Source organism: Duganella sp. sic0402 (genome assembly GCF_019219065.1).
Taxonomy (GTDB): domain Bacteria; phylum Pseudomonadota; class Gammaproteobacteria; order Burkholderiales; family Burkholderiaceae_D; genus Rugamonas.
This window is the reverse complement of record NZ_JAHUWK010000001.1, coordinates 607,181-627,100: the sequence shown is the minus strand read 5'-3', so window position 1 is coordinate 627,100 and position 19,920 is coordinate 607,181. Positions and strand designations below refer to the sequence as shown.

Here is a 19,920-nt window from a genome sequence, read left to right as displayed (position 1 = left end):
ACAATGATAATGCAAATTACTCTCATTTAAAGCAAAAAATCCGGGCCAGGATTATAATGAGAACTATTCTCATATAGTTAGTAAATCACCATGCAAACCTACAACCTGAAACGCTCTCCCCTAGCCCTCGCCGCCATGTTGCTGGCTGCTGCCAGCGCCCAAGCCCAAACCGAATCCGCCGCAACGGCGGGCGCCGATGACAAGGTGCAGACGGTGGTCATCAACGCTTCCGCCGATGCTTCCGCCAACGGCCTGTCGCGCAACTTCGCCGGCGGCCAGGTAGCGCGTGGCGGCCGCGTGGGTTTGCTGGGCAATGTCGACATCATGGACACGCCATTCAACTCGCTGAACTACACCTCGGACCTGATCCAGGAGCAGCAGGCGCGCAGTGTGGCCGATGTGCTGCAAAACGATCCGTCGGTGCGCGTGGCGCGTGGCTTCGGCAACTTCCAGGAGCTGTATGTGATTCGTGGTTTCGCGGTCAGCTCGGACGATCTGGCCTATAACGGTTTGTACGGCGTGCTGCCGCGCCAGTTCGTGGCATCCGAGTTGCTGGAACGCGTAGAAGTCTTCCGTGGCGCGAACTCCTTCCTGAATGGCGCGGCGCCAGGCGGCGGCGGCATCGGCGGCTCGATCAACCTGCTGCCTAAACGCGCCGGCAATGCGCCGCTGACGCAAGTGACGGTCGGCGTGGAAAGCGGCGGCCAGGGTTACGCCGCCGCCGACATCGGCCGCCGCTTTGGCGAAGAGAACCGCGCCGGCATCCGCGTCAACGTCGCGCGCCGCGACGGCGACACCAGCGTCGACAAGGAACACCGTGAACTCAGCGTCGCTTCGGTCGGCCTGGACTACCAGGGCCGTGGCTTCCGCCTGTCCGCGGACCTGGGCTACCAGGACCACAAACTGGCCTCGCCACGTCCGGCCGTCACGCCGAGCGGCGTGATCGCACTGCCGGCCGTACCGGACAGCAGCAGCAACTGGGCGCAGGACTGGACCCACTCCAACGAGCGCGACACCTTCGGCACCCTGCGCGGCGAATGGGACATCAACAAGGACACCGTGGCGTGGGCCGCCTTCGGCGCGCGCAGCGGCGACGAGAACAACGTACTGTCCGAGCCGACCGTCACCGCCGCAGACGGCACCGCCAATGCCTACCGTTTCGACAACGTCCGCCACGACAATGTGCGCACCGGCGAAGTCGGCCTGCGCACCAGGCTGCGCACCGGCAGTGTTGGCCACAGCATCAGCGCCAGCGCCTCCAGCTATTGGATGGAATCGAAGAACGCTTATGCCTTCAGCACTTTCGGCGGCATCGCCACCAATATCTACGCGCCGGTGAACGTCACCGCCCCACCGGCCAACTTCTTCACCGGCGGCGTATTGAACGCGCCGGGCGTCACTGCCAAGACCATCTTCACCAGCTACGCGCTGGCGGACACGCTGTCGATGCTCGACGATAAAGTGCTGCTGACTGTCGGCGCGCGCCATCAGTCGATCAAGGCCGAAGGCTACGACTACAATAGCGGCGTCTCCAACGCCCACTACGCGGAAACCAAGGTCACGCCGATGGCCGGCATCGTCTACCGCCCGGTGAAGGCCGTGGCACTGTACGCCAACTATATCGAAGGCCTGCAGCAAGGCCCGACCGCATCCGGCAACGGCATTCTCAACAACGGCGTGATCTTCCCGCCGTACGTGTCCCGTCAAAAGGAAATCGGCGTGAAGTATGAAGTGGGCACGCTGGGCGCCACGGCCGCCGTATTCAGCACCAAGCAGCCATCGGCCTATGTGCAGAACAGCTACTTCGGCGTGTACGGCGAGCAGCGCAACCAGGGCCTGGAGATGACTGTGTACGGCATGCCGCTGCGCGGGCTGCGCCTGCTGGGCGGCCTGACGCTGCTGGATGCTTCCCAGCGCGTGACCAAGGACGCGCTCAATCAGGGCAAGGACGTGATTGGCGTGCCTGACACGCAAGTCAACCTCGGCGCCGACTGGGATGTTCCGGGTGTGCGCGGCCTGAGCCTGAATGCGCGCACAGTCTACACCTCGTCGCAGTATGCTGACGCGGCCAACACACAGAAACTGTCGTCATGGACGCGCCTGGATCTGGGCGCCAGCTACGCCACCCGCATCATGGAGCGCGACGTGACCTTCCGCGCGCGCGTGGACAACGTCACCGACAAGAGCTACTGGGCTTCCGCTGGCGGCTATCCTAACTCGAACTACCTGATCCTGGGCGCGCCGCGCACCGTGTCGGTGTCGGCGACGGTCGGCTTCTAATAAATCTCGCGGCGCAGGCGCTGCATTTGCTGGTCATGACGGTCCGCCCAGCGGCGGGCCTCATCCAGCTGGCGCTCCAGCCGTTGCAGATAGTCGATCAGCTCGCGGCGTTCTTGTTCGCGGCGACGCTCCTGCCGGGCCGTTTCCTCATTGGTGGGACGGTCTTTCGCTTCCTGGGCGGCGCGCATATCGCGCTCCAGTCGCGACAGGCGCGCGTAGCCATCGCGCAGGCGGCTGGCCAGTTCGTTCGCATCGGCCAGCGCTTGCTGGCGTTTTACTGCGGCGATCTCAAAATCCTGGCCGCTGACATACGCGTGCTTTAACTGGCTTTGCACAGCCGGCGCGCACACTTCCACTGCCATGCCCACATTGCTGCGGCCCCGCTCAAACACGTTGTCCGGCGTGCAGTAACGGGCGTTTTCCTGCCGCCAGGCGTTGGTGTAAGTGTCGCGCGTGGCCGGGATGACGAACACGCCGGCGCGGCTGGCGTTGGCCATCCGTTCTTCCAGTTGATAGGGATGGCCGTAACCGTCGTCGGCGCCGGTCTGGCGCCAGTATTCCGTCAAGCGCGTCTCCCAGGCCTGACGGTATTCCTGCTCGTGGATTTTCAAGCCCTTGGCCTTGGCTTCGCGGCCACGTGTGCCAAACTCCTTGCCGCTGGTGGCGTCCGCCGTGCCGAGATTGCGCCAATAGTTGACGATCTCCGTCTTCCAGGCAGTGCGATACGCTTCTTCCTGTACGTCGACGCCAGCGCGGCGCGCTGCAACGGCGCGGTTGCGGAATTCGGCATCGGGTGTGCCATTGCGGGCGTCGCTGACGCCGGCGTCCGCCCAGAAGGTGCGGTTGCCGGCGCGCCAGCCATCGATGTAGGCAGCGTCATCGAAGCGCAGCTGCGCTGCGCCGGCGTTATCGCGGTTGACTTCCTTCTGCGTCAGCGGCATGCCGGCCGTGCCTTCGCGCTGGCCGAGATTTTGCCAGTAGCGCGAATTCCCTTCGGTCCAGCCAGCGTCATAGGCGGCGCGGTTCAGCGGCGTCTTGTGCTTGCGGATTTCGTCGGTGTTGGCGGCGCGCGCGAATTGCGGCTGCCCGCCCTGCACACCGTCATGGCTGCCCAGCGCATGCCAGGCGTCCCAATTCCCCTGCGTCCAGCCAGCGGCGTAGCGCGCGGCCGCATCGGTGGCCGCAGGCTTGCCGGCATGGTCGTCGCAGAAGTCCTTGCGCTCGCCATAACTGGCCGGCTCCCCCATCAAGCCATCTTTATGGCCGATGGCTTGCCAGTCGCCGGCCTTGCAATCAGCGACACGCTGCATGTGGGACTGGCATCCGGCCAGCAGCAACAACAGGGGAATCAGGCGCAATGAGGTTTTCATGGCCCGGATTATAATGCCAGTTCTGCAATCCCGGGATGTCTGTCGCGATGCGCCACGGCGTGCGCGATGAAGGCCGGCGCACTCAATGGCCGCGCGAAATGATAGCCCTGCGCCAGGTCGCAGCCCCAGCTCCGGATCAGGCCTAGCGACTGCTCCGTCTCCACGCCTTCCGCCACCACCTGATAATCCAGCTCACGCGCCAGCGCGATCAGCGAGCGCACGATGCGCTGGTCGCGCGGATTGGCGTGCACATTGCGGATCAGCGACTGATCGACTTTGACCACGCTGGCCGGCACTTTCTGCAAATAGGCGAAGTTGCTGTAGCCGGTGCCGAAATCGTCCAGCGCCAGACTCATGCCCAGGTCGCGGATCGCGTGCAACGCATCCAGAATGCCGGGCGCCTCCATCCAGATCCCTTCAGTGCATTCGATTTCCACATAACGCGGATCGACCTCGAACTCGCGGCAAGTAGCAGCCAGCCGCGCCACAATATCCGGCTCTTCAAAATTATAGGCGGACAGATTGATCGCTACCTTGATCGCATGGCCGGCCGCATGCCACGCGCCGATCTGGCGGATGGCGGTGCGTATCACCCAGTGACTCAGGGGACCGATCAGCGCGGTCTTTTCGATCAGCGGGATAAATTCCGCCGGCGATACGGGCCCCAGCTCCGCGTGATTCCAGCGCAGCAGCGCCTCGGCGGCCAGGCAGGCGCCGTTGTTCAACTCATGCTTGGGCTGGTACACCAGCTCGAAATGATCGTGGGCGATGGCGTGGCGCACATCGTTCAGCAGCCGGAAAGCGCGCTTCTGCTTTTCATCCTCGGCATTGCTGTAGCAGCTCCAGCGCTGCTGGTTCAGCGCCGACTGGTTGATGGCGGCGGCAGCCTTGCGCGGCGCATCCTGGGCCGCGTCGGCACACAGGTCGAACACCACGATGCCGCCGAAGCTGGTCAGCGCCATCGGAATATTCAGGCTGGTCAGCGGCGCCTGCAGCTCCGGCTCCAGCGCGTGCAGATAACGGATGAAACCATCGGTATCCCCGTCGCGCGACAGGATGGCGAAGCGCGCGTCGGTCAGGTGGTACACCTGCGCCCTGCCCTCGAACAGCCGCAGCAGGCGAGCGCCGACTTCGCGCACCAGCGCATCGTACACACCGGCGCCCAGCACACGGATGATTTCAAAGGCCTTGGCCGCATCCGGCATGTCGATTCCGGCCAACACACGGTATTCGCCTGCAGACGCCTGCGCGTAGGCGCTCAGGTCTTCGAACATCTGGTACTTGTTGGGCAGGCCGCTGACTGCATCCACATGGCCGACCACGCGGCCCAGTGTAATGTGCGACATCACCAGCGATGCGAGCCGGGTCAGCTTGTCCTGTTCGCCGACGTTCAGCGTGCGCGGTTGCTGATCGATGATGCACACCGCGCCGACGGCGTAGCCTTCCGCCGTGATCAGCGGGGCTCCGGCGTAGAAGCGCACACCCTGCGGCCCGCTCACCATCGGGTTGCTGGCGAAGCGCTCATCCAGCAGCGCGTCTTCAATCACCAGCACGCTGGCTTGCTGGATGGTGTAGTTGCAGAAAGTCTGGTCGCGCTGCGTATTCGGCGGACACAGGCCGACACTGGATTTCAGCCACTGCCGGTCGCTGTCCAGCAGCGAAATATACGCGCCGGACACGCCGTACAAGTCCATCACCAGCCTGGTGATGGCGTCGAAGTACTCGCTGGTGTTGGTATTCAGGATGCCCAGCCGGTGCAGCGCTTCCAGGCGTTCCGGTTCGGAGTTCTTCGGCAACAGCGGCATGTTTACGCTCCTGCGCGGCGGGTCTTGAACACGCTGACCGAGTGGTTCAGATGCGCGGCCTGCTCCTGCAACACCTCCACCTCGGCGGCCGCGTGTTCCACCAGCGCGGCGTTCTGCTGCGTCACCTGGTCCATCTGGGCGATGGCGCGGTTGACTTCCTCAATGCCCACGCTCTGCTCGTTGCTGGCCGTGGTGATGGCGCCGACCATATCGCTGACCTGCTTGACGCTGTGGACAATGTCGCGCATGGTGCTGCCGGCGTGCTCCACCAACTCGGTGCCGGCATGGATGCGCGCCACCGACGTATCGATCAGCGCCTTCACTTCGCGGGCGGCGCTGGAGCTGCGTTGCGCCAGATTGCGCACCTCGGTGGCCACCACGGCGAAGCCACGGCCTTGCTCACCAGCGCGCGCTGCTTCCACGGCCGCGTTCAGGGCCAGGATATTGGTCTGGAAGGCGATGCCGTCAATGACGCTGATGATCTCTTCGATCTTGCGTGAGGATTCATCAATCGCATTCATGGTCTGCACCACTTCGCCGACAATCTCGCCGCCTTTGCTGGCGATGTCGGAAGCATTCTGCGCCAGGCGGTTGGCGTCACGCGCGCTGTCGGCGTTCTGCTTGACGGTGGCGGTCAGTTCTTCCATCGCCGACGCGGTTTCCTCCAGCGAGCTAGCCTGGTCTTCCGTGCGGCCGGACAGATGCTGGTTCTGCTCGGAGATCTGATCACTGATGCTGCTGACCGCCACCGAAGCCTGATGCACCTCGGTCACGGTGGCGCGCAGGTTGCGGCTCATTTTCAGCAGCACCGCCATGATGCTGTTCTGATCCTGGCCGCGCAGATCGACTTCGTGATACAGCTCGCCGCGATCCACCGCATTGGCCAGCGCCTTGACTTCCGCCGGCTCGGCGCCCAGCGCGCGCAGCAGGTATTGGGTCACGCGCCAAGCCACCACAACGCCGATGGCAATCGCCACTGCCACCGAAGCCAAGGCCAGCGACTGGAAGTTGTGCGCGCCATGGCGTGCCAGCTCCGACTCGGCCTCGGTCATTTTCTCTTCCTGGTCGATGAAGCCGTTGATGCTGGCCAGCCAGTCAACAAACACCGGCTTGGCCTGGTCCAGCATCATCTTGCGCGCGCCATCCAGATCACCAGCGTTGCGGGCCGCGATGATTTTCTTGATCAGCGGCGTGGCGCGGGCTTCGCTCTGCTTGATCCTGTTTAGCCAGTCGCGTTCTTCCGGCGTGATTTTCGCCTTGGCGTCGCTGAACAAGGCATCCATCGGCCGGGCTGAGCGCTGGTAGTCGCCGTCCAGCCGTTCGATCAGCGCGGTGACGCCGGCCATTTCGGCGTCGCTGACCAGCGTTACATCGCGCAGCGCGATGGCGCGGTCATGCACGCTTCCGCGAAAGTTGATGGCGTAGCGCTGCTTGACGTTATTGACTTCGCTGATGTGCTGCAAGCTGTTATCAATCGCATTCACCTTCAGCACGCTGAATACCGATAATGCCAACATCATCGCCAGGATGATGCCAAAACCGATGCCCAGGCGGGCGGCGACGCTGATTTCATTTTTATGGGTTTGCATCTTGTTTCCTTTAAATCGCATACGAGACACTCGCATCATATTTCACGCCAGCAATTTAGTTAAATGCATTAATTCAATGGAATTAATAGAAATTTCCTATTTGAAATAACTCGCATGGCCGTGCATGAAACTTTACTACTCAAAATGCAAGAAAACACCTCTCCAACGGTGGATGACGTGCTACTGTTCGCGCTGGCAAATATGAACAAAAAACCATGCGTATCAATTCTGTCGATGCTGTACGCGGCTTGACCGTGACGGCCATGCTGCTGGTGAACGATGCCGGCGACTGGTCGCATATTTATCCCTGGCTGGAGCACGCACACTGGCATGGCTGCACGCCGGCCGACTTTATCTTCCCGGTGTTCATGCTGATCGTTGGCGTCTCGATCCAGCTGGCGCTGGGCCGGCAGATTGAAGCCGGCGCGGTCCGGCCGCCACTGGCGCAAGCGGTGCTGCTGCGCGGCGCGCGCATTGTGGCGCTGGGCATCGCATTGAATGTGGTGTCGATGTTTGCCATGGATGCGCATTTCCGCCTGCTGGGTGTGCTGCAGCGGACTGGCATCTGCTTCGCGGCGGCTGGATTGATAGCCCTGTATCTGCCGAATGCGCGGACGCAGTGGGCGCTGCTCGCGGCCACGCTGCTGGGCTACTGGGCGCTGCTGGCTGGCGGCGGCATGGAACCGAACACCAATCTGGCGGACCGTATCGACACGGCCTTGCTCGGCCCTTGGTCCTACCAGTTCGATTCCGCCACCGGCCTGGCGCACGAACCGGAGGGCATCCTGAGCACCTTGCCGTCGCTGGGCACGGTGCTGCTGGGGATGCGCGCCGGCGATCTGCTGCGCCGTGGCCGTATTGGTACGCTGGCGGCGGCCGGTGCGCTGGCGATGCTGGTGGGCGGCCTGTGGTCGCTGGCGCTGCCGCTCAACAAGCAGTTGTGGACTTCATCGTTCGTGCTGTGGACCGGCGGCTTCGGCATGCTGGCCATCGCCCTCGCCTATCAGTTGATCGACGTGCGCGGCTGGCCGCCGCTGGGCCGCGCGATGGGCGTCAACGCCATCGCTGCTTACGCCGGTTCGTGGCTGGCCTCCTGCGCGCTGGCCGCCAGCGGTGTCATGGGGCCGCTGTATGAACAGGTGTTCCGCGCGCCGCTGGCGCCGTTGTTCGGACAGGAATTCGCTTCGATGGCGTTTGCCGCTTCGTTCACCGCCGTTTTCTGGCTGGCGATGGGCTATGCGTGGCGGCGCGGCTGGCGCATCACGATTTAATCTCACCACTTCAGGCGCAAGGACAGCGCCAGACTGCGCTCCGTTTGCAAGGCAGGCTCGCCGATCTGGCGCCGCGCCGCGCGGTCGCTGCGCACCAGCAGCGCCTCGCTCATCAGCGAGGCGTAATCGTTCAGCGGCATCGAATACGCGAGCGCCACGCCGTAACCGTTTTCGCCATTCGGATCGGCGGGTACGTGGTCATGCTCGCGGGCGCGGAAGCGGTCGTATCGCATGCTCGCCGTGCCGGGACCGAGCGGATGACTGGCCAGCACATACCAGGACTGGAAGTCCAGCGCCACCAGGCTGCGTCCCATCGTCGTATCGCCGCGCATGGCCTGCGCCATCAGCTCCCACGCGCCGCGCGGCCGCCACACCGCGCTGACATGGGTGAAGCGCGTGCGCCAGCCCCATTGATCGTCTTTGATCGCGGAAGCGTTCGCCAAATTATCGTAACGCAGTGACGCCAATTCCAGTGTCGATCCAAAACTCAGGTTCGCGCCGTAGTAATAACCCAGCCTGCCGTCAATTTCGCGGAACGGATGGATGGTGCGGCTTTGCGCCGGAATCGTGCCGCCCGGCGCATAGGACGGCAGGTCCGCCAGCTGCAAGCCGTCATGGCGGCCGCCGATGCGGTCGCTGATCGACCAGCCGCGCCACGCCAGCAGCGTGCCGGTCGGGTCGTTGCCGTTGAAGACCGCCGCCACCAGGCCGACATCGTACGGCGCATCGGCATGGCGGCCAAGGCGGCGCGCGCTCCATTCAATGCCATTGGTGCGCAGTTCTTCGCCGATCCAGCTGTTGATAGCGGAACTGGAGATGGTGTGTTCCGGCACCCAGCCGATGCTGTCGTAATCGATTTCCACGCTGGTTGGCGGAAAGAAGAAGCCGGCCTTGACGCGGGTTTTCCATGCGCCGGCCGGCAGCGGATTCCAGGCCAGCCACGCTTCGCGTACATCGACCACGCGGCCGAGGTGCTGCTGGTCAGCGCTCAATTCCAGATTGGCGCTGATGCTGTCGCTGACATCGAAAGCGCCATGCAGCACGGCCTGGCCGATGCTCAGCGGCCGCGTGTCGCTGTCATAGCGGGTCTTGCCCATGCCGCTGTTCAGGAAGCTGCGGCTGGTGTCCGCTTCGACGGCGCGCAAGTCCAGCAAGCCGCGCCATTCAGCAGCCTGGGCGCCACTGGCCAAGGTTGCCAGCGCCAGCAGAACGGGATGGGAGCGGAATATCATCCAGCCATCATACACGGCTATAATCCTACGTCCTCAACCTGACGAAGAAAGCTTCGGATGATCAAAAGTTTGCGTATCGCCGGCCTGGCGCTGCTGGCCTGCATGTCTGGCGCGGCGCTGGCCGACAGCTTCGAGACCATCGAATCGGCGCCACTGAATGAAGTGTGGCTGAACGGTGGTTTCCACACCTGGCATTTTCAAAGCGATAAAGACCTGAACGGCGCCAATGGCGGCCTGGGCGCCGAATGGCGCTTCTCGACAGTGGCGTCGGCCACGGCGGGCCGCTTCTACAACAGCGACCGCGCTTATTCCAACTACCTCGGCGTCTACTACCAGCCGTGGAAAATCGGCCCGGTGCGCATCGGCGCGGTGTTGGGCGCGTTTGACGGCTACCCGAAAATGCGCAATGGCGGCTGGTTCCCCGCCGCCATTCCTACATTGAGCTACGAGTACAAACGGGTAGGCGTCAACATCGGCATCATCCCGTCGTACAAGGACCGGCTGTACGGCGGCATCTCCGTACAGCTGAAAGTCAAAGCCTTTTAAGCTTTTGCCTTGGTCACGGCGATCTGCTCCAGGATGTGTTTCGGAACTTCAGCATAGTTCTTGAACTCCATCGTGTAGGTCGCCCGACCCTGCGTCAGTGAACGCAGCGTGGTCGAGTAGCCGAACATCTCGGCCAGCGGCACGGCGGCGCGAATGATCTTGCCGCCACCGCCGGGAATCTCGTCCATGCCCTGCACCATGCCGCGCCGCGACGTCAGATCGCCCATGGCGTTGCCCATGAACTCTTCCGGCGTTTCCACTTCGACCTGCATGATCGGCTCCAGCAAGACCGGGCCAGCGCGCTTCATGCCGTCCTTGAAGGCCATCGAACCGGCCATGCGGAAGGCGTTCTCGTTCGAGTCCACGTCGTGGTAGGAACCGAAGGTCAGCGTGGCGCGCACGTCCACCACCGGATAGCCGGCCAGCACGCCTGAACGCAGCGTCTCCTGGATGCCCTTGTCGACCGCCGGGATGAACTCGCGCGGCACCACGCCGCCTTTGATGGCGTCGACAAATTCATAGCCTTTGCCGCCGGGTTCCAGTGGTTCCAGCGTCAGCACCACATGGCCGTACTGGCCGCGGCCGCCGGACTGCTTGACGAACTTGCCTTCGACATCCGTGGCTACCTTGGTGATGGTTTCGCGGTAGGCCACTTGCGGTTTGCCGACGGTCGCCTCGACGCTGAATTCGCGCCGCATCCGGTCCACCAGAATTTCCAGGTGCAGCTCGCCCATGCCGGACATGATGGTCTGGCCCGATTCCTCGTCGGTATGCACGCGGAACGACGGGTCTTCCTGCGCCAGGCGGTTCAGAGCAATGCCCATTTTCTCCTGGTCGGCCTTGGTCTTCGGTTCCACCGCCTGCGAAATCACCGGCTCGGGGAAGATCATCTTCTCCAGCACGATCACGTCATCCGGCGAGCTGAGCGTATCCCCGGTGGTCACGCCTTTCAGGCCCACTGCGGCGGCGATATCGCCCGCGTAGACTTCCTTGATCTCCTTGCGCTCGTTGGCGTGCATTTGCAGGATGCGGCCCAGGCGTTCTTTCTGCGACTTGGTCGGGTTATAGACCGTATCACCGGAATTCACCACGCCCGAGTACACGCGGAAGAAGGTCAGTTGGCCGACGAATGGGTCGGTCATGATCTTGAAGGCCAGCGCAGAGAATGGATCTTCGTCGCTTGGATGGCGTTCGATAGGATTGTCCTCTTCATCCGTACCGGCGATCGCCGGCACATCCACCGGCGAAGGCAGATATTCGATGACCGCATCCAGCATGGCCTGCACGCCGCGATTCTTGAAGGCGCTGCCGGCCAGCATCGGCACGATCTCGTTGCGGATGGTACGCAGACGCAGGCCGGCCTTGATCTCCTCCTCGCTCAGCACACCGCCATCAAGGTATTTTTCCAGCAGCTCGGGCGTGCCTTCGGCGGCGGCTTCGACCATCTTGTCGCGCCATTCCTGGGCCACCGCTTGCAAATCAGCCGGGATGTCCTCGTAGGTGAATTTGACGCCCAGCGTCTCGTCATCCCAGTTAATCGCGCGCATCTTCACCAGGTCGATCACGCCGTGGAAATTGTCCTCGGCGCCCAGCGGTACCTGGATAGGCACGGCCACACCTTTCAGGCGGTTGGCGATTTGCTCGCGCACGCGGAAGAAATCGGCGCCGACGCGGTCCATCTTGTTGATGAAGGCGATACGCGGCACTTTGTACTTGTTCGCCTGGCGCCACACGGTTTCCGACTGCGGCTGCACGCCGCCGACCGCGTCATACACCATCACGGCGCCGTCCAGCACGCGCATCGAGCGTTCGACTTCAATCGTGAAGTCGACGTGGCCCGGCGTATCGATGATATTGATGCGATGTTCAGGGAAATTGCCGGCCATGCCTTTCCAGAAGGCGGTGGTGGCGGCCGAGGTGATGGTAATCCCGCGTTCCTGCTCCTGCTCCATCCAGTCCATCGTGGCCGCGCCGTTGTGTACCTCACCAATTTTATGGTTAACTCCGGTATAAAACAGGATGCGCTCGGTGGTCGTGGTTTTGCCGGCGTCGATGTGGGCGCTGATGCCGATATTGCGATAGCGCTCGATGGGGGTCTTGCGGGTCATTACAATCTCCTTGGGGATACTGCTTCGGAAGTCTCAAGTGCGGCAATCGCGGCCGAATTCAAGAGCGCTTTAGCGTGCGACGTAACTTGTGGCAATTAATGTAGTGTTATGCATAATCTCTTAGCTTACCTCTGACCGGGAAAAACTGCATGCGTGTGCGACCAAAAACTACCCTCTTCCTCTCTTTAGGCATGGCTCCGGCTCTGGCTTTGGCCCAACCTTCCGAGCTTGAAATGCGCCTGGAACGCTGTTCCGTGCTGGGCGACGCCAGCGCCCGACTGGCTTGCTATGACGGCCTGGCCAAAGTGGCGCCTGCCGTCAAGGCCGCCGGCGAAAACGCCATCGTCGCCCCAGCCGCCGACATCAACGCCAAAATCGCCGAGGCCACCGATGCACCGGCCCGTACCCAGCCAGCCGCACCACCGCCCGAACCCACGCTGCCGCCCAAAGTCGCCGAACTGACCACCATCCCGCCCGAAGGCACGGTATCGCGCATGGTGCAGGAATGGGAGCTGGACCGCGCGTCCAAGCGTGGCGTGTTCAACTTCCGTCCGCATCATGACACTTACTTATTGCTGGCCAATTACAGCAGCAGCTCCAATGATGCGCCTTTTGAAGAGTTTACGCCGGCCGGCATCAAATCCAAGCACGTGGAGCTGACTTATCAGATCAGTTTCAAGATGAAAATGATCGAGCATCTGCTCAGCACACCGGTGGATTTGTGGTTTGGCTACACCCAGAACAGCTTCTGGCAAGCGTATAACCGCGCAGCGTCCAGCCCGTTCCGCGAAACCAACTACCAGCCGGAGCTGATGCTGACCACGCCGCTGGCGCTGGATCTGGGGATTCTGGACGTGCGCCATCTGACGCTGGGGCTGAACCATCAGTCGAATGGGCAGACATCCACGCTATCGCGCAGCTGGAACCGGATCTATGCGGAACTGGGGGCGGAGAAAGGCAAGTTTGGCGTGTCGTTCCGCCTGTGGAAGCGGCTGGACAACGCCCGCTCGGACAACGACAACATCGACATCACCGACTACCTGGGCCACGGCGATGTGCGCGCCACCTACCGCTGGGATGGCCACGAGATTTCAGTCATGGGGCGGCGCAACTTCTCGACCAATCACGGCGCGCTGCAAGTGGGCTGGGCCTTCCCGGTGGCGGCCAACCTGAAAGGCTATGTCCAAGGCTTCAGCGGCTACGGCCAGAGCCTGATCGACTACAACTACGCGCAGAAATCCATCGGCGCGGGCTTCCTGGTCGATTTCTAGCGCGGCGCACCGCCAAGGATGCGCGCCGGCAGCATGACCACGGCGCGCAGCAGCGCAAACACGCCTTCGACGCCGATGCCGATCAGGCGGAACGGCAAGGTGATCAGCCATACCAGCGGATACAGCACCAGCGCCAGCAAGGCCAGCGGCCAACAAAGGAACAGCAACACCAGCCACAGCGCAAAACTCAGCATGAGAAGCCCCCGGTACGATTAATTATTTGTCCACCATGTCACTTTAGTAGAGTGCTGGCTGACACGCAATCGCCGTGCGACCAACTGCAAAAAACCGCGAGTAAACGCCGTTTTCCGGGGGACGAACGGTTAGTCGCAGGCTGTGCACGGTTAGTCGCATTTGACTGGACCACCGCCCAGGCAACACCTAAGGTAAGTGCTTCTTAGATAGAATTACAGAATTGCACTTCTGGAAACCCTGCGTGAAAGTCGAAACCCCTTTGCTCGTACCCGTGCTGGCCGCACTACCCTTTTGCGCCTGCATGGTCATCCTCGGCCTGCCTTCCATTGGTCATGCCAATGTGACCGCTTTTCGTATTCTTTTCTTTGTCGCCTGTCTGGCCTGGCTGCTGCCGCTGACGCTGCTGCAGCGGGCAATGTGGCGACGTAGCTGGCCGTGGCTGCGCATGGCAGTCGTATTGCTGGCCGCCAGCTATGTGATGTCAGTCGTGAACGCCGTGCTTGGCCAGCGCCTGGCCATCTCGCTCGGCATGGGAACGGACTACCACTGGGACGAGCTGCTCCGCGGGCTGGATGGCTGTTGGCTGGCGCTGATCGCGTTCTGCGCAGTGCATGCGGTGGCGGGCTATTACCTGTCGCTGCAAAGGCTGCAGCTGCATCTGGCCCGGGCGCAAAGCGCGGCGCGCGACGCCGAATTGCGCGCGCTGCGTCTACAGGTCAACCCTCACTTCCTGTTCAACACCCTGAACGCGATCTCCGCGCTGGTGTCGGCTCAGCACAACCGTGAAGCCAACCGCATGCTGGGATGCCTGTCCGACTTCCTGCGCGCCACCCTGGCGCACGACGGCCGCCACGAACATGCGCTGGCCGATGAACTGGCCTTGCTGGACGCCTACCTCGCCATTGAAAAAGCACGGCTGGGCGAGCGCCTGCGTCTGACGATGAAGGTCGGCCCTGAGCTGTTTGACAGCGCTGTCCCTTATCTCGTGCTGCAGCCCCTCATCGAAAATGCGATACGCCACGGTATCGCGCCGCTGGCCACCCCCGGACGGCTGGACATTTTTGTCGAGCGTGACGGCACACGTCTGCTGATTGACGTGCAAAACGATGGGCAGCAAAAGGCGCGCGCGGGAACTGGTATCGGCCTGGCCAACGTCAGGGAACGCCTGCGCCATCTGTATGGCGCAGATCATCTGGTGTCCGCCGCGTGGCGTACAGATAGCCGCTTCCACGTGCGCATCGCCCTGCCACTGCGCGGCATGGAGTCGGCAGCATGAACATCCGGGTTGTGATCATTGACGACGAGCCGCTCGCCAGACTGGCGGTCAAAGTCCGGCTGGCGCAGCGCAGCGGTTTCGAACTGCTTGGCGAATTTGCTGATGGTGCCAGCGCTTACGAAGGGATCGTGGCGCTGAAGCCCGACCTGGTGTTTGTCGACGTGGAAATGCCTGGCAAGTCTGGCCTCGACGTCATGGCCGCACTGCCGACGGCGCAGCGGCCGATGGCGATCCTGCTCACCGCCTATGACAGCTTCGCTGTGCAAGCTTTCGAGCTGGCTGCCCTCGATTACCTGCTCAAGCCTGTCGATGACGAGCGCTTTGACGAAGCGCTTGACCGTGCACAGCAGGCGTTTCCCTACCGCTGCCGGGGCGCTGCCGCGACGGTGGCGCCGGCATTGCGCAGCTTCAGTGTGCGTAACGGCTCGCGCACGGTGCTGGTGCCGGTTGCCGACGTCGAGCGCATCGAGGCCGAAGGCGACTACGTCAGCTTGTACGCGAACGGCAAGACATGGCTGGTGCGCGAGCGCTTGCACAACCTGGCCAAGCAACTCGATCCGCGCCACTTCCATCGTGTGCACCGTTCGGCCATCGTACGGCTGGACATGATCGCCGAGCTCCGCTCGCTCACCAACCGGGACGCGCTGCTGCGCTTGCGCGATGGCAGTGTGCTGCGAGCCAGCCGCACCTATGTGCCCGACTTGGCGGACGCGCTACAACAGCGCGACGCAAGAACCCATTCGTAGTCCAACCTGGAGAACTGTATGTCACGTAGCAGGAATGTTATCGCAGGTATCGTATTGAGCACGCTGTTATCCCTCCCCGCCATCGCGGCAGAAGACTCGCCGCTGAGCGCGTCCGACCGCACTGCGATCCTGCAGACGCTGGTGGCGAAAATCAACGCGAATTACATCGAACCGGCCGTCGGCGCGCGCCTGGGGCGTGACATTACACGCAAAAATGCCAGCGGAGGCTATGCGTCCGCCACCAGCGTGAAAGCATTCAGCGAGGCCTTGGCCCTGGACTTGCGCGAACTCAGCCGCGACAAGCATTTCTCCGCCGTGTTTTATGAAGGTTTCACTGAGCGCACTCGCGCCGACGTGCCCAGCCAAGCCAAGATCAATGAATGGCGCGAGCGGGCCGCGCGGCGCGGCTTCGACATCGAGAAGATCGAACGCCTTCCCGGCAATATCGGCTACATCGAGCTGCGCGCCTTCGGCGGCCCGGAGTTCGCCAGCGCGGCGCAATCGGCGGCAATGTCGCTGTTAGCCGGAACCGATGCGCTGATACTCGACCTGCGCCGCAACGGCGGCGGCAGCCCGGCCGGCGTGGCTTACCTGATGAGTCATTTTTTCCCGCATGGCGACCAGCGCCACCTGATCGACATCTACGATCGCCCGGAGAATACGACACGCCAGATCTGGACAGTTCCATCGGTCGCGCAGCGTTACGACAAGCCCGTGTACGTGCTGACCTCGGCCCGCACCTTTTCCGCCGGCGAGGATTGTGCCTATGACTTCCAGGTACACAAGCGTGGTACGCTGGTCGGCGAAACCACGGGCGGCGGTTCTAATCCCGTGGGCTGGTTCAGCCTGGGGCACGATATCATTGCTGCCATCCCGACCTCGCGCACGACCAATGTTGTCAGCAAAACCAACTGGGAGAACGTTGGTGTGAAGCCGGACATTGCCGTGCCTGCGGCACAGGCCCTGCAAACGGCGCACGTCGCCATCCTGCGCAAGCTGGTGTCAACAGCGAAAGACGATACTGAGCGCAAGGAACTGCAGCGTCAGCTTGCGATGGTGGAGAAAGGGGAAACCGAGAAACCAGTCTACACGCTTAGAGGAGAACCTTAAGGGACAGCTTCTGCCGCATGCTAGTCCCTTTGGTGGGGTGGGAACTGGCCCAATTGCTGGAATAAACCGAACCAGTCTTCCATATGCCATGTGGTGGTTAGTAATCCGCTGGCAGCGGTATGGAACTCGTGCAAACGGAAGCGCACCTTTTTGCCGGTTGGCGGGATGCCGAACAACGCTCCCAGATGCGTGCCGCTGATTTCAGCGCGCACGCCAATCTTGCCTGGCTCCTGGAGCATATCGTGGATCGTGATACGGACATCCGGAAGCGCGGCAGCAAGCATGCGAATGATAGGCTTGATGCCGGCCGGGCCTGGCTCCTGGCCCGGTGCAAGCGGAATATCCTGCCAGTCCGGCGCGAGGATAGCATCGACCAAATCGGGATTCTGTTCACTGAATGCGCGATACAGCGTTTCGACTGCGATGCGTTCGGCGCGTAATTGTGCGGACAAGTCTGTGGTGGATATATTCATGAGCGTAATGGGTTTGAGTCAAGGGACTTCACTATGCCCGGCAACACTTTTGCTATAAAGTATGCCAATAAAAACCCATTGTTATCCAAATAAATCACAATGCAAAACCTTGAGGCGCTGGCGATCTTTGTGCGGATCGCCGAAATGGGCAGCTTTACGCATGCGGCCGAGAGTCTGGGCATTCAGAAGGGCCGGGCGTCCAACGTGGTACGCGAACTGGAGGCGCAGATAGGCGCACGTTTGCTGCACCGTTCAACCCGGTCGGTACAGTTGACCGAGGACGGCCGCAGCTTCTATGCGCGTGCGTGCGCCCTGCTGGCCGATGCCGAAGCGCTCAGCACGATGTTCGCTGGAAGCGATGCTCCGCTAAGCGGTCGTCTGAGCGTCGATCTGCCAACCGAATTCGCGCGCTCCACAGTGCTGCCTGCGTTGCCGACGTTTATGGATAAATTCCCAGGCATAGAGATCGAACTATCAAGCACAGACCGGCGTGTCGACCTGATTCAGGAGGGAATGGATTGCGTGCTGCGGGTAGGCGACATCGTTGACGACACACTGGTCGCACGTCGGCTTGGCGCCGTGCGGATGGTCAATGCGGCGAGTCCCGCCTACTTGCAGCGATATGGTGTCCCACGTTCGCTCGACGACCTGCTGACTCAAGGCCATCGCATGGTGCACTACAGCCCGATCTTGGGCAGCAGGCGGTTTGGCTGGGAATATCCGGCAGGCCAGAGTTTTGCGGTGCTCGCACTGCCTGGATCGATCAGCGTCAATAGCGTGCAAACCTATCATGGCGCAGGACTGGCCGGACTGGGGCTGATCCAGGCGGGACTTTGGAGCCTCAAACCATATCTACACAGCGGCGAGCTCATCGAAGTTCTTCCGGACCTGCGTCCGAAATCCCTGCCGGTGTCTATCGTGGTGGCTCACCGCCATAACCTGTCGCGCCGGGTGCGCGTTTTTATCGCATGGCTTGAGGAAATCCTGGCGCCTTACCTGGACCGCTAGCGCCGTTTCTTCCCTTACGGCGTCCCGAGCTGCGCGGAAGCGCTGCCTTCGGGGATCATCACGGCGAAGTCGTAGCCGTTGATCAGGTTGAACAGTTCAATGTCGCCCGCCGCCAGTTTGTTCGAACCTGGCCGCAATGGCCGCAGATCAAATAGCGACCAGCTGCCGTCAGTCAGACCCGCACTGGCCAGCAGTTTAGCAGCGGAGCTGTCGACTTCGAACGGTGCCGCCCGAGGCGGCTTGCCCGCCCCTGCGAATCTCAGTTGCGTCCCCTTCGCCGCCAACACGATCAGGTGCAGCGAGGTACGCCCCTGGCCTTCGGCGCGTTCAGCCAGAAAATTGCCGATGTCACGATTGCCGAGCGGATTAACACCCTTGTATGCGTGATATGCGCCGACCTTGACCAACAGCTTTTGCTCTTGCGCGCCTAACCGGGCGCTCAGGGTCCGCTTTAACAGCGCCACACGCATGAGGTTGGAGATATCGCGGTCGCCGGCGACTTTCGAGATGCTCTTCTGATAGATGGCACGGCTCTCCAGCAGTGCGTCGAGCAGGCCTAGCGCGGTTTTTTCTTTAGGGCCGGCCAGCAGCGGGCGCAGCGAATCCAGGTCCTCGCTGGCAGCCGACAACAGCAAATACTCCAAGGGATTGCCGGTGGCCACCGCCTTTTGATACGCGACAGCTTCCTTTTGACGCAAGGCTTCCAGCTTCGCGCGGGCGGCCGGATTCACTGGCTGGGCCAGCATCTGGGCGATCAGGTATTTGGCCGCGCCCACGAATTCCTGGTCGATGCCCCATTGCTGGAAGCGCGGTCCTGCAGCCAGGGCAAAGCTGGCGAGCATCTCCGCTTCCTGGCGCATGGTGTAGAAAGCGATGGCGTCGGGATAGGCGGCGTGGAACTTGGCGATCGCAGCAACCGCGTCGGGGCGCTTGAGCATACCTTCCAGCGCGCCCGCCACGGCGGCACCGTTTTCCGTGACCAGGGTCGTGAACCCGGCCGGGGCCAAGGCATTGAAGTAGGCGGACGAGAACTGGGCGATCTCGGCGACACCGTGATCCTCGCCAAGCAACACGTACTGCGCCTGGCGCGAAGCCTGCAGCAGCGGTTCCGCGCCAGGTCCCGACAGCGTGCCCTTGTCAAGCGTGACCGCGAGCCGGTTGGCTTTGAGTTTATCGAGGATGGTGGTGTCGGCGCAGGCCGGGTTGGCGATGCCGAGCGTCAATGTGGCGGCGAGGAAAGCGAGACGGACGAACATGGGAGTGTGGACCGATCAAGGAGGGTTAGTGAAGATGGCGATGATAGCATCTTGCTCGTTTGCAAACTTCACTATTTGTCACTACGCGCGCCAACTGCCTGAGATTACTGGCCCAAGCAAATAATCTTGGTAACGTATTCTTTGGCGTTGGGCTTCTTTTTGTTGGCCCAAGCGATCGCCTCGTTGGCCTGCTCGATGGTCAGCACCGAGGCCTTGTCTTTCGATTTGATGAAAGACACGCCCTCGAACACGCCTTCCTTGCTGCGCATGACTTTGGCAAACACCGGCGGCTTGCTCTCGCCGTCGGCGATTTTGTTTTGCTGAATGATGTAACGTTGGTCGATCTGGCTCATGGTACTCCTTCTTAAAAGACGAAATATACGC

17 protein-coding genes are annotated in these 19,920 nt (G+C 62.0%); 8 read left to right on the top strand and 9 right to left on the bottom strand.

All coding sequences use genetic code 11. The features are described 5' to 3' along the window. The first annotated feature begins 90 nt into the window (after positions 1 to 90). A complete protein-coding gene (locus tag KW842_RS02720) occupies positions 91 to 2,280 on the top strand; it encodes a TonB-dependent siderophore receptor (protein WP_218302535.1) in 2,190 nt (729 codons plus the stop codon). Here KW842_RS02720 and KW842_RS02715 read toward each other — a convergent pair. Genes KW842_RS02715 through KW842_RS02705 form a run of 3 tightly spaced genes read right to left on the bottom strand, consistent with a single transcriptional unit; the run spans position 2,277 to position 7,044 of the window. Next, the gene (locus KW842_RS02715) at positions 2,277 to 3,650 is read right to left on the bottom strand and encodes a DUF2799 domain-containing protein (protein WP_218302534.1); all 1,374 of its coding nucleotides are present in this window, start codon (positions 3,648 to 3,650) and stop codon (positions 2,277 to 2,279) included. The genes KW842_RS02720 and KW842_RS02715 overlap by 4 nt on opposite strands. Before the next feature lie 8 nt (positions 3,651 to 3,658). Beyond that, entirely contained in the window at positions 3,659 to 5,455 is a 1,797-nt protein-coding gene (locus KW842_RS02710; protein ID WP_218302533.1) for a sensor domain-containing phosphodiesterase, read from the bottom strand. Between the two features lie 2 nt (positions 5,456 to 5,457). After that, complete coding sequence (locus KW842_RS02705; RefSeq protein WP_218302532.1) at positions 5,458 to 7,044, bottom strand: methyl-accepting chemotaxis protein; 1,587 nt, start codon at positions 7,042 to 7,044, stop codon at positions 5,458 to 5,460. Between the two features lie 215 nt (positions 7,045 to 7,259). On the opposite strand from KW842_RS02705, the gene KW842_RS02700 reads away from it, so the two are divergent. Then, positions 7,260 to 8,315 (top strand): acyltransferase family protein, encoded by a 1,056-nt coding sequence (locus KW842_RS02700; RefSeq protein ID WP_218302531.1) that lies wholly within the window; start codon positions 7,260 to 7,262, stop codon positions 8,313 to 8,315. A 2-nt stretch (positions 8,316 to 8,317) separates the two neighbouring features. On the opposite strand, the gene KW842_RS02695 is transcribed toward KW842_RS02700, so the two are convergent. After that, positions 8,318 to 9,547: a hypothetical protein gene (locus tag KW842_RS02695; RefSeq protein ID WP_218302530.1), complete on the bottom strand. Its 1,230-nt coding sequence runs from the start codon at positions 9,545 to 9,547 to the stop codon at positions 8,318 to 8,320. Between the two features lie 57 nt (positions 9,548 to 9,604). On the opposite strand from KW842_RS02695, the gene KW842_RS02690 reads away from it, so the two are divergent. Further along, complete coding sequence (locus KW842_RS02690; RefSeq protein WP_218302529.1) at positions 9,605 to 10,093, top strand: hypothetical protein; 489 nt, start codon at positions 9,605 to 9,607, stop codon at positions 10,091 to 10,093. Here KW842_RS02690 and fusA read toward each other — a convergent pair. After that, positions 10,090 to 12,201 carry an elongation factor G gene (fusA, locus tag KW842_RS02685; RefSeq protein WP_218302528.1) on the bottom strand — a complete coding sequence of 704 codons (2,112 nt, stop codon included), beginning with the start codon at positions 12,199 to 12,201 and terminating at the stop codon, positions 10,090 to 10,092. The two genes, KW842_RS02690 and fusA, sit on opposite strands and share 4 nt — an antisense overlap. Positions 12,202 to 12,434: 233 nt before the next feature. Here fusA and KW842_RS02680 point away from each other — a divergent pair, with 233 nt between their 5' ends. After that, positions 12,435 to 13,472: a phospholipase A gene (locus KW842_RS02680; protein ID WP_229223447.1), complete on the top strand. Its 1,038-nt coding sequence runs from the start codon at positions 12,435 to 12,437 to the stop codon at positions 13,470 to 13,472. Here KW842_RS02680 and KW842_RS02675 read toward each other — a convergent pair. Then, a complete protein-coding gene (locus KW842_RS02675; RefSeq protein ID WP_218302526.1) occupies positions 13,469 to 13,666 on the bottom strand; it encodes a hypothetical protein in 198 nt (65 codons plus the stop codon). The genes KW842_RS02680 and KW842_RS02675 overlap by 4 nt on opposite strands. A 242-nt stretch (positions 13,667 to 13,908) precedes the next feature. On the opposite strand from KW842_RS02675, the gene KW842_RS02670 reads away from it, so the two are divergent. The 3 genes from KW842_RS02670 to KW842_RS02660 are packed head-to-tail and all read left to right on the top strand — an operon-like array spanning position 13,909 to position 16,799. Continuing rightward, positions 13,909 to 14,943: a sensor histidine kinase gene (locus KW842_RS02670; protein ID WP_373925121.1), complete on the top strand. Its 1,035-nt coding sequence runs from the start codon at positions 13,909 to 13,911 to the stop codon at positions 14,941 to 14,943. Then, on the top strand, positions 14,940 to 15,689 hold the full coding sequence (locus tag KW842_RS02665; RefSeq protein ID WP_218302525.1) for a LytTR family DNA-binding domain-containing protein: 750 nt from the start codon (positions 14,940 to 14,942) through the stop codon (positions 15,687 to 15,689). Before KW842_RS02670 ends, KW842_RS02665 begins: the two co-directional genes overlap by 4 nt. Before the next feature lie 18 nt (positions 15,690 to 15,707). After that, positions 15,708 to 16,799 carry a S41 family peptidase gene (locus tag KW842_RS02660; RefSeq protein ID WP_218302524.1) on the top strand — a complete coding sequence of 364 codons (1,092 nt, stop codon included), beginning with the start codon at positions 15,708 to 15,710 and terminating at the stop codon, positions 16,797 to 16,799. Between the two features lie 20 nt (positions 16,800 to 16,819). Here the strand turns inward: KW842_RS02660 and KW842_RS02655 are convergent, their stop codons facing one another. Continuing rightward, positions 16,820 to 17,272: an ester cyclase gene (locus KW842_RS02655; RefSeq protein WP_218302523.1), complete on the bottom strand. Its 453-nt coding sequence runs from the start codon at positions 17,270 to 17,272 to the stop codon at positions 16,820 to 16,822. Positions 17,273 to 17,371: 99 nt separating this feature from the next. Between KW842_RS02655 and KW842_RS02650 the strand changes: the two genes are divergently transcribed. Further along, complete coding sequence (locus KW842_RS02650; protein ID WP_218302522.1) at positions 17,372 to 18,280, top strand: LysR family transcriptional regulator; 909 nt, start codon at positions 17,372 to 17,374, stop codon at positions 18,278 to 18,280. Between the two features lie 14 nt (positions 18,281 to 18,294). Here the strand turns inward: KW842_RS02650 and KW842_RS02645 are convergent, their stop codons facing one another. Both KW842_RS02645 and KW842_RS02640 read right to left on the bottom strand, forming a co-directional pair. Continuing rightward, on the bottom strand, positions 18,295 to 19,536 hold the full coding sequence (locus KW842_RS02645) for a hypothetical protein (protein WP_218302521.1): 1,242 nt from the start codon (positions 19,534 to 19,536) through the stop codon (positions 18,295 to 18,297). A gap of 104 nt (positions 19,537 to 19,640) precedes the next feature. After that, on the bottom strand, positions 19,641 to 19,889 hold the full coding sequence (locus KW842_RS02640; protein ID WP_218302520.1) for a hypothetical protein: 249 nt from the start codon (positions 19,887 to 19,889) through the stop codon (positions 19,641 to 19,643). Between the last annotated feature and the right edge of the window lie 31 nt (positions 19,890 to 19,920).

Bases quoted from the DNA above. Each gene is read 5' to 3' on its own strand.
- KW842_RS02705 (WP_218302532.1), bottom strand. From the start codon at position 7,044: ATGCAAACCCATAAAAATGAAATCAGCGTCGCCGCCCGCCTGGGCATC.
- KW842_RS02665 (WP_218302525.1), top strand. From the start codon at position 14,940: ATGAACATCCGGGTTGTGATCATTGACGACGAGCCGCTCGCCAGACTG.
- KW842_RS02700 (WP_218302531.1), top strand. From the start codon at position 7,260: ATGCGTATCAATTCTGTCGATGCTGTACGCGGCTTGACCGTGACGGCC.
- fusA (WP_218302528.1), bottom strand. From the start codon at position 12,201: ATGACCCGCAAGACCCCCATCGAGCGCTATCGCAATATCGGCATCAGC.
- KW842_RS02675 (WP_218302526.1), bottom strand. From the start codon at position 13,666: ATGCTGAGTTTTGCGCTGTGGCTGGTGTTGCTGTTCCTTTGTTGGCCG.
- KW842_RS02720 (WP_218302535.1), top strand. From the start codon at position 91: ATGCAAACCTACAACCTGAAACGCTCTCCCCTAGCCCTCGCCGCCATG.
- KW842_RS02660 (WP_218302524.1), top strand. From the start codon at position 15,708: ATGTCACGTAGCAGGAATGTTATCGCAGGTATCGTATTGAGCACGCTG.
- KW842_RS02715 (WP_218302534.1), bottom strand. From the start codon at position 3,650: ATGAAAACCTCATTGCGCCTGATTCCCCTGTTGTTGCTGCTGGCCGGA.
- KW842_RS02710 (WP_218302533.1), bottom strand. From the start codon at position 5,455: ATGCCGCTGTTGCCGAAGAACTCCGAACCGGAACGCCTGGAAGCGCTG.
- KW842_RS02690 (WP_218302529.1), top strand. From the start codon at position 9,605: ATGATCAAAAGTTTGCGTATCGCCGGCCTGGCGCTGCTGGCCTGCATG.
- KW842_RS02645 (WP_218302521.1), bottom strand. From the start codon at position 19,536: ATGTTCGTCCGTCTCGCTTTCCTCGCCGCCACATTGACGCTCGGCATC.
- KW842_RS02640 (WP_218302520.1), bottom strand. From the start codon at position 19,889: ATGAGCCAGATCGACCAACGTTACATCATTCAGCAAAACAAAATCGCC.
- KW842_RS02680 (WP_229223447.1), top strand. From the start codon at position 12,435: ATGCGCCTGGAACGCTGTTCCGTGCTGGGCGACGCCAGCGCCCGACTG.
- KW842_RS02655 (WP_218302523.1), bottom strand. From the start codon at position 17,272: ATGAATATATCCACCACAGACTTGTCCGCACAATTACGCGCCGAACGC.
- KW842_RS02650 (WP_218302522.1), top strand. From the start codon at position 17,372: ATGCAAAACCTTGAGGCGCTGGCGATCTTTGTGCGGATCGCCGAAATG.
- KW842_RS02695 (WP_218302530.1), bottom strand. From the start codon at position 9,547: ATGATATTCCGCTCCCATCCCGTTCTGCTGGCGCTGGCAACCTTGGCC.